At 36.6% G+C, this 15,463-nt stretch carries 13 protein-coding genes and 1 pseudogene; 9 read left to right on the top strand and 5 right to left on the bottom strand.

Annotation, left to right across the window (positions count from 1 at the left end):
• Window positions 1-258: 258 nt before the first annotated feature.
• The gene (locus tag K350_RS0102705) at window positions 259-663 is read right to left on the bottom strand and encodes a VOC family protein (protein WP_028978600.1); all 405 of its coding nucleotides are present in this window, start codon (window positions 661-663) and stop codon (window positions 259-261) included.
• 154 nt (window positions 664-817) lie between these two features.
• On the opposite strand from K350_RS0102705, the gene K350_RS0102700 reads away from it, so the two are divergent.
• The gene (locus tag K350_RS0102700; protein WP_156026877.1) at window positions 818-1,057 is read left to right on the top strand and encodes a hypothetical protein; all 240 of its coding nucleotides are present in this window, start codon (window positions 818-820) and stop codon (window positions 1,055-1,057) included.
• Between the two features lie 252 nt (window positions 1,058-1,309).
• Here the strand turns inward: K350_RS0102700 and K350_RS0102695 are convergent, their stop codons facing one another.
• The gene (locus K350_RS0102695) at window positions 1,310-1,714 is read right to left on the bottom strand and encodes a VOC family protein (RefSeq protein WP_028978598.1); all 405 of its coding nucleotides are present in this window, start codon (window positions 1,712-1,714) and stop codon (window positions 1,310-1,312) included.
• Window positions 1,715-1,800: 86 nt separating this feature from the next.
• On the opposite strand from K350_RS0102695, the gene K350_RS0102690 reads away from it, so the two are divergent.
• The gene (locus K350_RS0102690; RefSeq protein ID WP_028978597.1) at window positions 1,801-2,019 is read left to right on the top strand and encodes a hypothetical protein; all 219 of its coding nucleotides are present in this window, start codon (window positions 1,801-1,803) and stop codon (window positions 2,017-2,019) included.
• A gap of 651 nt (window positions 2,020-2,670) precedes the next feature.
• On the opposite strand, the gene K350_RS0102685 is transcribed toward K350_RS0102690, so the two are convergent.
• Window positions 2,671-3,867, bottom strand: coding sequence for a hypothetical protein (locus K350_RS0102685; RefSeq protein ID WP_028978596.1), 1,197 nt, complete (start codon window positions 3,865-3,867; stop codon window positions 2,671-2,673).
• A 371-nt stretch (window positions 3,868-4,238) separates the two neighbouring features.
• Here K350_RS0102685 and K350_RS0102680 point away from each other — a divergent pair, with 371 nt between their 5' ends.
• Complete coding sequence (locus tag K350_RS0102680; protein ID WP_028978595.1) at window positions 4,239-4,856, top strand: hypothetical protein; 618 nt, start codon at window positions 4,239-4,241, stop codon at window positions 4,854-4,856.
• Window positions 4,857-5,000: 144 nt separating this feature from the next.
• On the opposite strand, the gene K350_RS0102675 is transcribed toward K350_RS0102680, so the two are convergent.
• Window positions 5,001-5,375 (bottom strand): helix-turn-helix domain-containing protein, encoded by a 375-nt coding sequence (locus K350_RS0102675; protein ID WP_028978594.1) that lies wholly within the window; start codon window positions 5,373-5,375, stop codon window positions 5,001-5,003.
• Window positions 5,376-5,658: 283 nt separating this feature from the next.
• Here K350_RS0102675 and K350_RS0102670 point away from each other — a divergent pair, with 283 nt between their 5' ends.
• Window positions 5,659-5,991: a hypothetical protein gene (locus K350_RS0102670; RefSeq protein ID WP_028978593.1), complete on the top strand. Its 333-nt coding sequence runs from the start codon at window positions 5,659-5,661 to the stop codon at window positions 5,989-5,991.
• A gap of 149 nt (window positions 5,992-6,140) precedes the next feature.
• The gene (locus K350_RS27110) at window positions 6,141-6,530 is read left to right on the top strand and encodes a response regulator (protein WP_051312794.1); all 390 of its coding nucleotides are present in this window, start codon (window positions 6,141-6,143) and stop codon (window positions 6,528-6,530) included.
• Window positions 6,531-7,107: 577 nt separating this feature from the next.
• Here K350_RS27110 and K350_RS0102655 read toward each other — a convergent pair.
• Complete coding sequence (locus K350_RS0102655) at window positions 7,108-7,650, bottom strand: hypothetical protein (RefSeq protein ID WP_156026875.1); 543 nt, start codon at window positions 7,648-7,650, stop codon at window positions 7,108-7,110.
• 393 nt (window positions 7,651-8,043) lie between these two features.
• Here K350_RS0102655 and K350_RS0102645 point away from each other — a divergent pair, with 393 nt between their 5' ends.
• The 4 genes and pseudogenes from K350_RS0102645 to K350_RS30705 all read left to right on the top strand — a co-directional run bounded on the left by K350_RS0102645 (window position 8,044) and on the right by K350_RS30705 (window position 15,449).
• On the top strand, window positions 8,044-8,736 hold the full coding sequence (locus tag K350_RS0102645; RefSeq protein ID WP_028978591.1) for a hypothetical protein: 693 nt from the start codon (window positions 8,044-8,046) through the stop codon (window positions 8,734-8,736).
• Window positions 8,737-8,984: 248 nt separating this feature from the next.
• Window positions 8,985-9,188: pseudogene (locus K350_RS33060) on the top strand (T9SS type A sorting domain-containing protein); the annotation flags it as partial.
• 324 nt (window positions 9,189-9,512) lie between these two features.
• A complete protein-coding gene (locus K350_RS0102635; RefSeq protein ID WP_156026872.1) occupies window positions 9,513-10,007 on the top strand; it encodes a hypothetical protein in 495 nt (164 codons plus the stop codon).
• Between the two features lie 39 nt (window positions 10,008-10,046).
• Window positions 10,047-15,449: an Ig-like domain-containing protein gene (locus tag K350_RS30705; RefSeq protein WP_028978589.1), complete on the top strand. Its 5,403-nt coding sequence runs from the start codon at window positions 10,047-10,049 to the stop codon at window positions 15,447-15,449.
• The last annotated feature ends 14 nt before the right edge of the window (window positions 15,450-15,463 follow it).

Genomic DNA, 15,463 nt, shown 5'->3' with positions numbered 1-15,463 from the left:
TTTGTTGTTAATGAAATAGCGATACAATCGCTATTCTCGGGAATCCTCGTTAAATAAACGAGGACTATTGGATTCTCTTTGAAAGAAAAAACAAGCAACAGTTTGAGCAAGAGCAAGAAACCCTTTCTGTATTTATTAAAAGATCTCTTGCTCTTGCTCAAACTGTTGCTTATCTCTTCATGTAGTCACTAAGTTGACGGCTATGGTCGAAAGACCTGACACCACGGGAAAACCGCTATTAACGGCTGGGCTTATTCTTTATGCAAATTTCTCTTTAGCTTCTTGACTAACTGGTGTAAAAAAATTTATTAAATTCCCGTCAGGGTCGCGAAACAACAACGAACGATTACCCCAAGGCATAGTTGTCGGTTTCTGAACAATTTCGTTTGTTAAATTTTTAATTCTTTCGTATTCATCATCTACGTTCTCAACAAGAAACTCTATAATAGTACTTTTATTAGCCGCAGATTGAGCAACACCTTCTCCAAAGAATGTTAATGTTCGTGTACTTCCAATTGCCAAAGTGAAAGACTCCGATTTTACTTCTGCAAAGTCCTCTGTTGCCCACTTAGCTTTTGTTTCTGTGACTTTTTCAAAAAACTTCACTAAACGCTTAATGTCAGAAGTAATTATTCTTAATGATACTAAATTTTTCTTACTCATTTCTTTTGGTTTAAATTAATGATAGCACAAAAATAAAATGGCATAGTGACAACTGTATGTCAGGTATAGTATAGTTTTTTTCTTTAGTGTCCAAAATTTCTTTTAGTGGCATTAAACAGGATGACTGTGAACCCTGAAATAGGCGGGAGACTTGATGCTCATCGTCCGATTATCAAATGGTTCTATCGACATCTATGTGGACCGCAAAGATGGCAAAGGGTTTGTTTTCCTTGTCAATGATGCCACTCGTGACTATGTAGACAACCATCCTTTACCAACAGGGACAGATACTGCAGTCTGGTCTTACAAAGGAATCTTCAAGCTGAAGAGTGCTCAGGTGGGTGAATTTTCAAACACCATCAACATCACTGTCACCAGACAGATTGAGGTGTAGGAGGGAGCTTTTGTTTGTTTGAATTGATCCGAACCACCAGGGTGCTTATAGCCTTGGTGGTTTTTGTTTTTTGGGGGGAGGGAAAAGTCCAGGTATGAGACCTGGTGGACAACACCTTTATTTTAAAGTTAATGAATAGCGATACAATCGCTAATCTCGGAAATCCTCGTTGAATAAACGAGGACTATTGGAGCGAAAGACCTGACACCACGGGAATTTCTAAAAACTGCTGTTAGCGGCGGGGCTTATTCTTTATGCAAATTTCTCTTTAGCTTCTAGACTAACTGGCGTAAAAAAATTTATTAAATTCCCGTCAGGGTCGCGAAACAATAACGAACGATTACCCCAAGGCATTGTTGTTGGTTTCTGAACAATTTCGTTTGTTAAATTTTTAATTTTTTCGTAATCATCATCTACGTTCTCAACAAGGAACTCTATAATAATACTTTTATTAGCCGCAGATTGAGCAACTCCTTCTCCAAAGAATGCTAATGTTCGTGTACTTCCAATTGCCAAAGTGAAAGACTCAGATTTTACCTCTGCAAAGTCCTCTGTTGCCCACTTAGCTTTTGTTTCTGTGACTTCCTCAAAAAACTTCACTAAACGCTTAATGTCAGCAGTAATTATTCTTAATGATACTAAATTTGTCTTACTCATTTTCTTTTGTTTTAATTAATGATAGCACAAAAATAAAATGGCATTGTGACAACTGTATGTCAGGTATAGTATAGTTTTTTTCTTTAATGTCCAAAATTTCTCTAGGTGGGGGACTTGATGCTCACCGTCCGATTATTAAGTGGAAGAAAGGCCCTGCAGACTCTATTGACATCTATGTAGACCGCAAAGATGGCAAAGGGTTTGTTTTCCTTGTCAATGATTCCACTCGTGACTATGTAGACAATCATCCTTTACCAACAGGGACATATACGCAATCTGGTCTTACAAAGGAATCTTCAAGCTGAAGAGTGCTCAGGTGGGGGAATTTTCCAATACCATCAACATCACTGTCACCAGACAGATTGAAGTGTAAGGAGCTTTTGTTTGTTTGAATTGATCCGAACCACCAGGGTGCTTAGAGCCTTGGTGGTTTTTGTTTTTTGGGGGGAGGGAAGAGTCCAGAAGCGAGTCCTGGTCGGACAACACCAAGTAATGGAGATGCGATACAATCGCTATTCTCGCCAGTCCTCGTTGGTTAAACGAGGACTATAGGGGTTAGTCAAGTTATCAAGTCCTGTTTGGCTATTTTCCATTTCTTATATGTTATTTTTTATCACTGTAATTGACAGGTAACTGGATTATATCTGCACCTTTGTGCGTTTATAATTTCAAAATAGCAGGATATAAGCTCGTTTCCAAAAAATAAATGTAATAATAATGGTCTGGTACATGGTGTTATACAGTTATGAAGCAGATAAACATTATTTTAGGCATATAACGGTGGAGACGAGGAGTGTAGTAGCGATTCAAATCGCTAATCTCTGGAATCCTTGGCTGATTAATAAAAACTATTGGGGCTTAATTTAGGCCGGAATAGTCAAACGAATAATGGATAGTGCAATGGGCACGCGTTTTGAAAACGTGCACCAGAAGATGAAGGGGATTAGTTTGAATCTTCATAAGAGAACAAGATTGGCTTTGAAAGAAGGAATATTATCAACCTTTAACTTTTTCTTTTGCATCCATCGTCCAAGCAAAGAAATACGTTTGATATGAACATCTTCAAGAAATGAATTAAATGAATTGGCTTTAAGGTAAAAAGATACTTTTTCAAGCTTTATTATTCTTTGCCTATTACCTTTTTCAAGATTGGTTTTTAGTAGGTTATATCTTAATTCTATGCATCCTTCAATACTAACTGTTATTGATTCTGCAACAACTAAACGCCTATCTACTAATTCTAAAATATCCCCTTGTTGAATTGGAAATTTTTTTATGTAATCTAATTTTTGTGCCTCTATGATTTCTCTTTTTTCATCTTGAAGATAGTTTTCATATATATGTTCGATAAACCATTTGAGTTCCGATATTCTTTGTCGTCCAAAGGAAGAACTGTAATAGTTGTCTTCGGACATTAATTTGATATCTTTTGTTAGGGCTCCAATAAATTCTGGTATATGAATTTTAATCTTATCTATTGTTTTTATTCCTTTTATTCTAATTGGGACTTTATGTCTAATTAATATATTGCGGATTGACCTTAACTCATCTGTGGTGTTTGCCAAATCAATATCAGTCGCTTTAAACAAATCCTTTTGTTCGACATACCGTTTTCGGGAATCTAATGCTAGATTATAGAGAAGATTATAAATTTCAGCATCCCTTGTAAATTGAGAATTTGATAATTCTTCTTGGGCCCAAAATGAATTTTTAATATCATTAAAATATTTTTCAGCATAGTTGATGTAAGGATTAAAATCTATGCCTTGAACTTTAATGGGAATATTTTCTCCCAGATGCCTATCTAATTGAAGTGTAATGTAAGAGATGAGGCTTACATAGATCTGCTTGAATTCTAAAAATCGAAATAAAGTTCGTTTCTCAACTTCTCTATTAGTGCTATGGTTAGATTGAGGTATTAAGGAGAATATAAAGTCTGGACTTTGGAAGGTGTCCATTATTTTCTGTTTTTCTGTTGATGGTAATTTTTGAAATTGATCATTAAAAGTTACAAAATAGGACAATCGAATGTATGTATTTCCAAAGCTACCTGTGTATTTAAAAGAAATTTTAACTTTTTCAACATAGCTCTTATGTTCAATAGTTTTCTCAATTTTTGGATGAAAAAAAAGTGAAAGGTTTAACGAATCCATATATGTAGAGAATTGATATATAGTTTGTTATATGAATGGTTGTTTTGGTTTGCCATCAAATGAATATTTGAAGTAATGAATTTTGTGTATAATGTACTTATAATTAACGTATTATTTTTTTTACTTTATTATTGAATTTCGGGTGGTTTAAAAAAAAGTCTAATGATAAAAGATGTTGAAGGTTAATTGGTTGGAGATCAGTAGTGTTTTTTGTTAAGGATGTTATAAGGTTCGAATCCACTAAAAAACAATTATCGGCGACTTTTTAAAAGAAGCCTTTCTGTGTAGTAAAAAATTAAACTTGAAAGGACATTAATAAAAATGGCAATTATTAATTCATTTACTTTCATGACTTGAATTTACATTAAATTATGATACTGGAGAAAAACAAAGTCAAAATATTATTAAGAAGAGGAGAAAATAATTTTATTACAGAAGCATTGTTATTTGAACTTTTCAAGTTGAAAGATAATCAAGCAAAACAACTCCTACTGGAACTTGAGGAACTAGGTTATATTGAGCGAATTGGTATAGAAGGTTGTTGGGGACTCGCAATTAGAGGAAAATTACTGGCTAACCAAAACATTAAAAAATTATACAAAACTAGCTCAATCAAGCAACATCTCAATGCTTTAAAAGAAAGAGTAATTTATGTTAATTCCAATGAGAAATATCCTTTTTACATAGGTATAATGAAGGTGACGAGTAAACTCCCTATTCAAGAAAGAATTAATGAATTGAATATAGTATACACACTCATTGGAAAAAAGATGAATCCATATGAATTTGATAATTTAACGTGGCAATTAATAAGGAAATCAAAAAGAGGTTTTTCAAATATTTTAGACGAATTAACATACCCAGAAACCGCAATTAACGAATTTCTAAAGTCGAGGAGTCATATTTTAAAATTGAGGAAAGTTAAGGATGATGAAATTTGGAATATTGAAGGTCATGTCATATTTGATTTTACAGTGCCAGAGAATTAATTATTAAGACTTGATATTTCTTTCCGCATCTATAATCTAAGAAAGAAAATAGTAGATAAAGCTTTTATGTGTTTTGAGATAAATACAAAAAAAGCCGACTCTCTCGACCCGGCTTTACCTAAAATATCTCTATAAGAAATACGCTTATCGTCCTTCTTTCAATCTCTCAATCTCTCTCTGCATATACTCAACCTTCTCTTCCAGTAACTTTATCTTATCTTCATAAAGCTTCTTCAGATCTTCAGGAAACTGATTATAAAAAGGTCCGCCATTATTATAGATGCCATCCTTATTATGCATCATATTAAATATCATCTTCTCATCAAAATTCAGAATATCAGTCACAGTAAGATCCAGAGCCTTTGCAATCTGTTCGAGGCGATCATGACTTACGTCAGTTTCATCTCTTTCGATTTTGCCATAAGCATTGGTGCTGATGCCGAGCAGCTCAGCCATATGATCCTGCTTAAAATTCTTCAGCTCTCTGAGTTTTCTGATCTTGGTTCCAAGTGTTGTCATAGCTTTTCAAGAATGCGAAACCACTTTAAATTGTTATAAAACAATCTGTTGGTTTCATAGGTAGTTTAATCCTTTAAAATTAGGGCTTTATCTTTACCATACAAAAACATCGAGTGCTTTTTTATGGTGATGGTGCCAGAAAATACTGTCATCATCGAAAAACAGGAACGACTAAAATCAGGCCCCGTTTAAAGTATCAGGTACCTGATATTAGTACAATGCCTTGTAATTATTTAGATGCTAGTTAATTACAAATGAATGTTTTGTCTTAAAAACAGCAACAATGAAATTACAGAAGTCAGCTACCGAACACATTGGAATTGTCCAGGCTAATGGAATAAGTGTACTGATAGATGACCTCGTCTATCCTGTACAATATGAGTACCTGTGCTATACCTTTGCCCCCGGCAACAGGCTTAAAGGGCACTTGCGCATAGAACCCAACATAGTTCCCGGGAGCCGGGCCATATCGCCCAAATACGGACTTATCACAGTGCTTTCTATATCAAATGGAATAGCTTACTTCAAAGAGAAAAATATGTCCTGTGAAGTAAGAGACCTGGCACCTATATCTGCTCCTATAATTGTTTTTATACCGCAAATACTGGCAACATGAGGAAGATCATTTTAAAGCTCCTGTTTCCGGTTTTTTATATCTATGATTTTGTAGTGCTTTTTTTTACAAGAAAAGGCATGTCCACCATTGAGCTCCTGATAAGAGTGGAGAACCTTGGCAAGCGTGACTGATTAAATCAACTTTTAGCTATGAAAATGCGAATCCTGTACCTCGACGACGAAGAGTACAACAGAAAATCTTTTTATGCGAACTTCCGCACGCGATACGAAGTTCAGCTCTGCTCTTCAAACAGGGAAGTGCTGGACCTTTTAGAGCAGGGAAATCAATACGACATCATCATTCTGGATCAGTTCACACCTGATATTACAGGCTTTGATTTCTTGTATAACATAAAGCTGCATTACGAACCGGTAAGGATAGTCATCACTGCTCACAAAGACAATAGTAAACTGAGAGAAGCAAGGAGAGAGGGATACATTTTTGATTATCATGACAAGCCATGGCTCGCAGAGGATCTGGAAGAGATCATTCAACGAGCAGTAAATTATATTAAATGGAAGCAGAACGTTATCCCGTAGAGACGCCATGCTGGCGTCTCCTTTTGAAGAAAGGGCTGTACTCTTTTGTTTTTTGGATTAGGTATTTAAATCTTGTCGAAGATAATGGACAATTAAATAGAATTGTAAAAGACCTCACCCTAAATCCCTCTCCTGAAGGAGAGGGACTTTAATGTGTATGTTATTAGTTATATTAGTTTTAATTGAAACATTTTTTGCATCGACTGTTCCCTTCTCCTTCAGGATATGGGCGTCAACTTAGGAGAGTCTGAAGATTGTAGTTAACTTTATGATATAGCCCAAAACGTAGGGCTTTACCCTACGTTGATAAAAAGCCGCCCTTCCAGGGCTGGTGATGCTACATAACAAAGTTTTCTTAAGCCCTCGGAGGGGGTGTTGTTTGGTCAGCATAGGGTGGAGCCCTATGCATGATTTCAGGAGAAGGGTAGGGATGAGGTGTATTAGCTTTGATATGTGAATTATATAACTAATCCGGTTTGTCTTTAACTAACTAAATTGACAAGCAGGCCTTATATTCGAATACAGAAAAGGATAAGCTTGCTGAAATTCAAAGTTTGAGACGCCATGCATGGCGGCTCTACAATACTTCCTCTTGATTTAAATTCCTTCGATTAAAAAAATCATCCATATACTTACTCATATAGATTTTGATAATTGCATAGCTTAAACTCCCAAAAATCCCACATCCGATTGTAATGGCTAAAAATTGGTGAATGAATGAATCATTACCTTCACTAATCCAGCCTCTGTAAAAGGCAATCGTTTCTGTAAAAGCAATTACAGGAATTAATCTCATCATCCATCTACGTCCCGATTCTTTTCTTTTGATTGTAGAAAATAAAAAATAGATTAATAAGGTTCCTGCTATTGCCTGAATTATGTTTATCATGAAATGTAATTCGCCAGGAATAAATCCTATTGGAACAGCCCATATTTCTCTTGCTTTATCAAATTTTCTTATCATCCATCCGATATACCGGAATGATTCGGAATACATGAGTGTAAACGCGATAAGAATAATGGCATGAATTATTTTTGCTTTAATGTGTTGAGTTCTATCAGTCTGATAGTCCTGATAGAGATAGATTCCCAAAATTGTTAAAGCAAAAATTTTAAACATATTTATAATAGAATATGATTGGTTATATACGCATTCTGTGCACATATTCCTCATTTACTTCATCTAAAAATATTCAATTAGTAAAATTTGTACAGAGCAATGCATGTCGCCTCTACGGGTTTTCCCTGGTTTTTCTTCAGTTAAAATTGATATGTCCACTTCTATTTAAAATCTGTATAAAGAAATATCACCAAACTGCCTTTAGTTTTTTTCGCGAGATTAATGTAGATTCTGCTAAGATCTTTAAAGTCAGCAAGAATCAGGTTAGAAAGGAGAAAATATATTTTCTGCATGTATTTGAGGGTAGAAAGTCTTATTTTTGAAGGAATAAGAGCTTAATTACCTGATTTATTAATGATAATAGAAGTTCATTAAAGTTTAAATTGTATCACTATGCGAAAGTTAATCCGTCCTACATATCCGAAAGAATTCAGTATTGGACTCCTGTTGCTTATATTTATTTTTTCCATCTTTTTGTCGCATCAGATATTCGACGTTCCATTTCTTGAGATCAGCAAGAGTAATGTTTATCCGGGAATGATACTTGTTGGCGTTGCCGTGATCATTATGGTATTGATTATCTGGGAAGAGTTTTTATTTCCTATAAAAATCAAAGAAGTAAATAACGAGATAGTTTTCAGAAACAGAAGGAATAAGTTAAAGACTCAAGTGTTTATTTATTTATTCATTCCTGCTATATTCGGTTTTATCTATTTCGAATACGAGATAAATCACATCCGATTCTTTCTGTGGGCTGCAGTTTGTATCATTGCTCCGATTGTAGAGAAACTTGCTTCAGGTATTAACAATTACAATGACTTCTTAAAGTTTTCCAACGACTTTATCGAATTCAGGAACAACAAGAAGGCAGGACTTATTAAACTAAAAGAGGTTCTTAATTTTACATTGGTAAAAGATGAACATGGAGTCATTAAAAAGATTCAATTGCTAAAGTCAAACAATGAAGAAGTAATAATAGATCTTGATGAAATGGAGCTTGAAGCTTTCTATGATACAATCAATAATTATATTGCAAATCATTATGAGCATATGATGAATAAAGCAAATGTTAGCAATGTATCTTAACATTTAAATAAGACTCAATTAAAGTTAAAAAAGAAAGCATACTCTTTAGGTATGCTTTCTTTTTTAATCACCGTTACAACCTTCAATTACTTCTTCTTTCTTAACCTCTCCGGCTAAAGCAATTCCTGAATCAGATCATACTCCGGTTGATTGAAGTTAAAGTTTTTACCATCAACTTTGGAAGAAGGAAAAGGATACCATGAAGATCTTAATGTTATAAGAGTGAGGATTATTTAGTATTCCCGAATCCTTTTGCTGAGAATGCAACAGTTTTAATTCCGGCTTCAAAACAAGAAGTAAAAGTTGAAGTGTTAAGTGCTTCAGGAGACCTTTTTGAGAGCATCTCTGCACGTTGTTCATTTACATTGGGTGAATCAAACGCTCCTGGTATTTACTTTGTAAAGTTGAATGATCAGACAATTATAGAGACAATTAAAGTGGTGAAAAAATAAGAGAGTAAAACACACTAGTTTTATTTTTATAAGCCTCCGCAGCGTCATGTTCGGAGGCTTTTTAGTTTGGTTTTATTTTGGGGAATTTGATTATAACTCACCAAAAGAGAGTTCAAATTTTTCTGATTAAAGCAATCGCAATATAAATTCTTCTGGCGTTGATAAAATTTTTAGCAATTAAGGTCTTAAGAATCAATATAGTGTCTTTCTCTGATATTATAATGTAACAAAAGTTACATAGTTTGGGCTAACACAAAACTATTTTTAAGCTACAACCATAGAGGGTTGGATTTTTTTACTCCAAACTAAAAAAACAAAATGCCTATGAAAAAAAAAAGCTGGCGGACAGTTCCTGCTTTGTTCTTTTTGGCCATTTCTGTAAGCTCCTGTAGTGTCCAGACTCAGGGAGCCTATGGAAATTCCCGAAAAGTATCTAAAGCAACATTACGCGCCTACAGAAAAGATCCACTCTGGATTTCCATGATGAGTGATTCGGCAGCAAATTACTATGATATTTTGCTGGCTTATGACCAATACTGGAAAAAACGGCCTGAGCCGGATGTGGAAGAAGAGTTTGAACGAAAACAAAACAAAAAAGAAGGTAGAGAAGAGGAGGAGGAAGAAGAAGAAAGTAAGAGGAGCCTTGTTGGAAGGTTGTTTCATTCAGAAGAGAAAGAAGTAACTGAAAGTGCTCAATACATGATTGAATACAAAAGGTTCAAATCATGGAGAAAGGATGTACTTCCCTATGTACAGCCTGACGGCAGCATCCTGACTCAAGAGCAAAGACTTGAGATTTATAAAAATCAGAGACCTTAATTCTTATTTTTTACTCCCAAAAAATTTAATAAGACAATCATGAAACCACTATTACGATTTGCATTAATAATTTTACTATTAAGCGCTTATCCCTTATTCACAAGAGCTCAGAAATGGGAACCTGTAGGTTATGAATTCCCTCTGAACAGAATGGGTCAGATCAATGGAATTGAAAGGGTAACTCAATTAAAATTTCACCCTACAGATCCGAAAATCCTTTATGGAATGACGGCTATGGGTGGTCTTTTTATAAGTAATGATGAAGGTGTTAACTGGTCACCTACAGGCACAGATAATTTGCCTTTCTGTCGCTTGTCAAGTGTTTGCATAGATTACACCAATACAAGGACAATGTACATCGGTACCGGAGATCCTAATTATTACAGCACAAATGAAAGCATTGGCATCTATAAAACTATAGATGGTGGACAGACATGGACCAGCAGCAGCAGCGGTCTGGGAAATGCTTTGGCAGTGGAGCTCTTAATGTCACCTACCAATAACAATGTTCTGATTGCAGCTACCAATGATGGTATCTGGAAGTCAACCAATGCGGGTGCTACATGGACTGTTAAAAAGAGCGGAGGTAACTTTACGGATATGATCTTCAAGCCAGGAGCAGGATCTACTACTATTTATGCCGCTAGCTTCAATGAGTTCTGGGTTTCCAACAATATGGGCGATACATGGACACAGATATCTTTACCTACAACTACTGGTATCAGCAATGGAGGAAGGATAGGAGTGACACCTGCCAATCCTAATATAGTCTATTTAAGCTTTGTTGGTCTGCATCTGGAAACGGATGATGTTCCTTATTTGCAGGAAGAAACTCCTATTTTAAAATCTACAAACAGCGGCTCATCTTTTACTGTAATCAAACCGGCGGGCTCTCCAAATTTGAATGGTTATAGTGCCGATGACGGAGGACAAGGCAATTATAACTACGACATAACTGTAGATCCCCTGAATAGCAATACACTTTATGCTGTGGGGCACGTTGTCTGGAAATCAACAGATGGAGGTGCTACCTGGACTCAGATGAGCGAATGGGCAAATAAAGTACATACAGATATGCGTCATATTGTGTTTTCTCCATTTGATGCTACCAAACTTTACAATGCCAATGATGGTGGGATCTGGGTAAGCACTGACGGAGGATGGGGCTGGACACAAAAAAGCGATGGCCTTGCTGGTCTTGAGATCTACCATGCTGCTGCCAGTCCGATTAAAAGAGCAGTGCTGAATGTTGGTACACAAGATAACGGAGAAGTCACATTTGATGGTAAAAATTGGGTAACTATTGGCGGTGGAGATTATGGAGACCGCTTATCTTTTGGTTATTACAGCTGGGACGAAGTTTATTCTCATAATGGAAACGGTTCAAGGAAAATCCTTTCAACAGGAAATTCTTCATCTCTGAGTTTTCCGTTTACTTCAAATCAAGGAGGAAATGACGTTGAAATGGAATTTACTGCCTTAAATCCTAACCTGGCATTCATTGGTCAGAATGACCTTTACAGGACAACAACTCTGGGATCTTCACCAAGCTGGACGAAAATAAACTCCACTACTTTTGGTAGTATTAAAGCTTTGGCTTTATCTCCGACGGATGCGAATGTTTTGTATGTGGTAACTGCTGATGGTAAGATAAGAAGAAGCGACAATGCTCAGGCAGCTACACCATCCTTTGTTACTTATAATACACCTGCTCCTGTAAATGTGATGGCAAGTGTTACAGTTATAAAAAGCAATACTAATATTGTTTATATGAGCTGCGGAAGCCGCGTCTTCAGATCTGCAGACAGAGCTGCTACATGGACGGAGATAACAGGTTCTTTACCATTGGTGAACATATTTAAAATTCATCACGATGCCTTTAGTACTGATGAGTCTGTTTATGTAGGTACAGCAAAAGCTGTTTATTATAGAAACTCAGGTATGTCTTCATGGCTGAACTATTCTGCAGGTCTTCCGACTGTTGCAGATATTAATGATTTCATGATGTTTAATGATGGAACTCAGAATTCAGAGCTTTATGTCGCATTTAAAGGTAGAGGAGTTTGGAGGTCTTCTTTATACGGAAAACTACCTGTATTAAGAGAACCGGAAAATCCAGCGATAGCTGTAAATGGCCTTTCTTATAAATATTATGAAGGTACATGGAGCTTTATGCCTAACTTTAATTCTCTTGCCACTGTAAAAACCGGTTCTGTGACTAATTTTGATCTTACTCCAAGAAACAAAGATGGTCAGATTGGTTTTGTGTATACAGGTTATGTGAATGTTCCTTCAGATGGACAATATACTTTCTACACTTCTTCAGATGATGGAAGTCAGTTGTTTATAGGAAAGACACTTATTGTTAACAATGATGGGGAACATGCGGTTACAGAGAAATCAGGAAGCCTTGGATTAAAAGCTGGTAAACATGCTATTACTGTTTATTATTTCAATAATCAGCCTTCTATTGGTCTGTCAATTAGCTATTCTGGTCCTGGCATAACCAAGCAGGTAATTCCGACAACTGAACTTTTCAGAAATCCGGATGCTATTGCCTGTACAGGAACTGGCTCAATAACGAGAGAATATTGGGCATCAGTTGAAGGTAAATCAGTAGATTTGATTCCTGTATCTACAACTCCAACTTCACAAACCAACGTGACTGCTGTGGAAGAAGTAGTAAATCAGGCTAACAATTTTGGTGTACGTCAAAGAGGTTATATCTGTGCTCCTTATACCGGTGCATATAAGTTTTGGATTGGAGGCGATGAAAGCACAGAATTATGGCTAAGCTCCAGCACAAGTCCTGCAACCAAAGTCAGAATTGCATATGCTGAAAAAACTACAGGTCTGAGAGACTGGTTCAGATATCCGACTCAGGAATCTGCTACTATTAACCTTGTAGCTGGCCAGAAATATTATATAGAGGCCTTGCAAAAAGAAGGTGATGGTGATGATAATTTATCCTATGGATGGCAATTGCCGACAGGAGAATTTGAAAGACCGATTCCTGCAAGCAGACTTTCGCCAATGGATTTTACCAATAAAATTCCAGTAGTTTCCATCACTTCTCCTGCTTCCAAGTCAATTGTACTTGCGGCTTCAAACATCACTGTAAATGTTACTGCTACAGATGCTGATGGCTCAATCGCAAAAGTAGAGTTTTATAAGGATGGAGTTAAGGTAGGCGAAGATCTAACCAGTCCATATACATTAACGCTTACAAATGTTGCATCAGGAAGTTTCAATATCGTGGCTGCTGCTACAGACAACCTTGGAGTTGTAGGTGCTTCTCAGGCGATTGCAGTTAAAGTTCTTGATCTTAGAAATCCTGAAAATCCGACAAACACTTTGTCTGGATTGGATTATGCTTATTATGAAGGCAGCTGGTCGAACCTTCCGAATTTCAGTGCTCTTACGGCTGCTGAGACCGGAACAGTAACTAACTTTGACCTCAGTCCAAGAAACAGAGACGATAACTTTGCATTTAGCTTTAAAGGTTTTGTAAATGTTCCTGCAGATGGTCTTTATACCTTTTATACTGACTCAGATGACGGAAGCAGATTGTATATTGGGAATGAACTTGTTGTAGATAATGACGGGCTACATGGTGCCGGAACACATGCATCAGGAGTAGTTGCTCTGAAAACAGGTAAGCATGCCATCACTGTGAATTTCTTTGAGCAAGGTGGCGATGAGTCAATCAATGTTTATTATGAAAGTTCAGCGATTGCCAAACAACTTATTCCTGCCGCTAGTCTGTTTAGAGTACTTCCAGGAGTTCCTCCTACAGTGAGCATTACAGCACCATTGAATAATGCGACGTATACTGCTCCAGCTTCCGTAACAATCAATGCAACTGCTGCTGACAGCGATGGCAGTATTACAAAGGTTGAGTTCTATCAGGGAACGACTAAGCTTGGTGAAGACTTAACTTCTCCATACTCTTACAGCTGGACAAATGTAACAGCAGGGGCTTATGTCCTAAAAGCGGTGGCATTTGATAATTCAGGGGCAAGTACTACGTCATCATTGATCAATATTACTGTTTCTTCAGGAAATGTTGCACCAACTGTAAGTATTACAGCACCATTGAACAATGCGACGTTTACAGCGCCAGCATCAGTTACAATCAATGCCAATGCATCCGATAGTGACGGCAGTATCTCAAAAGTGGAGTTTTACCAAGGTACTACAAAACTTGGTGAAGATTTAACTTCTCCATATAGCTACAGCTGGACAAGTGTCGCATTCGGAACTTATACGCTGAAAGCAATTGCTTATGATAACGCTTCTGCAAGTACTACGTCATCATTGATCAATATTACTGTTTCTTCAGGAAATGTTGCACCGACTGTAAGTATTACTGCTCCATTGAACAATGCAACATTTACAGCTCCAGCTTCAGTAACAATCAATGCCAATGCATCTGATAGCGACGGTAGCATTTCAAAAGTTGAGTTTTACCAAGGTACTACCAAACTTGGTGAAGATTTGACATCTCCATATAGCTATAGCTGGACAAGTGTAGCAGCTGGGGCTTATACACTTAAAGCAATTGCTTATGATAATGCTTCTGCAAGTACGACTTCATCGTTGATCAATATTACTGTTTCTTCAGGAAATGTTGCACCGACTGTAAGTGTTACTGCTCCATTGAACAATGCAACATTTACAGCTCCAGCTTCAGTAACAATCAATGCCAATGCATCTGATAGCGACGGTAGCATTTCAAAAGTTGAGTTTTACCAAGGTACTACAAAACTTGGTGAAGATTTGACATCTCCATATAGCTATAGCTGGACGAATGTTGCAGCTGGAGCTTATACGCTGAAAGCAATTGCTTATGATAATTCCAGTGCTAGCACAACTTCTTCACTTGTCAATATAACTGTAAGCGGAACAAGTACGGCTGATATTATCGGTCCAGATTGTGGTACTGTAAATGGTTCTGCACAGCTAGAACTTAATTCTGTTAATACAGTGGGAGCGACAAACTATAGCTGGTATGCTAACACTTCTGTTCAGAGTATAACACCTGTAAGCGGTCAGCCATATAAAGTTAACCTCCTATATGGATCTAGCTTTACTGGAGGACAATTCTGTGTGGGAGTTAATTATAGCGGAGCTCCTTACTATAAGCAATTCTGTAAGAATATAACTGTTTGTACTTCATTAAAAGTTGATGGTCATGAAGAGGAAACAGCCGCTTTGGTTATAGCACCGAACCCTTCAGAAGAACTGTTTACTATTAAGCCAGGTAAATCAGTGGCTCAAATAACAGTTACCGATGCATCAGGCCATATTACTTTCACTCAAAGTGAAGTAGAGAAAGGTAAGGTTGTCGAATTTGGAAAAGAGTTCTCTGCAGGAATTTATGCAGTTACTGTTAAGTATAAGGATGGAAGTTCTGAATCTGTAAAGGTTATTAAGAAATAACTCCTTTAGTATAA

This window comes from Sporocytophaga myxococcoides DSM 11118 (assembly GCF_000426725.1).
Taxonomy (GTDB): Bacteria; Bacteroidota; Bacteroidia; order Cytophagales; family Cytophagaceae; genus Sporocytophaga; species Sporocytophaga myxococcoides.
This window is presented reverse-complemented; position numbering and strand designations above follow the sequence as displayed.

Bases quoted from the DNA above. Each gene is read 5' to 3' on its own strand.
- K350_RS0102675 (WP_028978594.1), bottom strand. From the start codon at position 5,375: ATGACAACACTTGGAACCAAGATCAGAAAACTCAGAGAGCTGAAGAAT.
- K350_RS0102680 (WP_028978595.1), top strand. From the start codon at position 4,239: ATGATACTGGAGAAAAACAAAGTCAAAATATTATTAAGAAGAGGAGAA.
- K350_RS0102670 (WP_028978593.1), top strand. From the start codon at position 5,659: ATGAAATTACAGAAGTCAGCTACCGAACACATTGGAATTGTCCAGGCT.
- K350_RS0102705 (WP_028978600.1), bottom strand. From the start codon at position 663: ATGAGTAAGAAAAATTTAGTATCATTAAGAATAATTACTTCTGACATT.
- K350_RS0102655 (WP_156026875.1), bottom strand. From the start codon at position 7,650: ATGTTTAAAATTTTTGCTTTAACAATTTTGGGAATCTATCTCTATCAG.
- K350_RS0102645 (WP_028978591.1), top strand. From the start codon at position 8,044: ATGCGAAAGTTAATCCGTCCTACATATCCGAAAGAATTCAGTATTGGA.
- K350_RS0102700 (WP_156026877.1), top strand. From the start codon at position 818: ATGCTCATCGTCCGATTATCAAATGGTTCTATCGACATCTATGTGGAC.
- K350_RS0102635 (WP_156026872.1), top strand. From the start codon at position 9,513: ATGAAAAAAAAAAGCTGGCGGACAGTTCCTGCTTTGTTCTTTTTGGCC.
- K350_RS27110 (WP_051312794.1), top strand. From the start codon at position 6,141: ATGAAAATGCGAATCCTGTACCTCGACGACGAAGAGTACAACAGAAAA.
- K350_RS30705 (WP_028978589.1), top strand. From the start codon at position 10,047: ATGAAACCACTATTACGATTTGCATTAATAATTTTACTATTAAGCGCT.
- K350_RS0102690 (WP_028978597.1), top strand. From the start codon at position 1,801: ATGTCCAAAATTTCTCTAGGTGGGGGACTTGATGCTCACCGTCCGATT.
- K350_RS0102695 (WP_028978598.1), bottom strand. From the start codon at position 1,714: ATGAGTAAGACAAATTTAGTATCATTAAGAATAATTACTGCTGACATT.
- K350_RS0102685 (WP_028978596.1), bottom strand. From the start codon at position 3,867: ATGGATTCGTTAAACCTTTCACTTTTTTTTCATCCAAAAATTGAGAAA.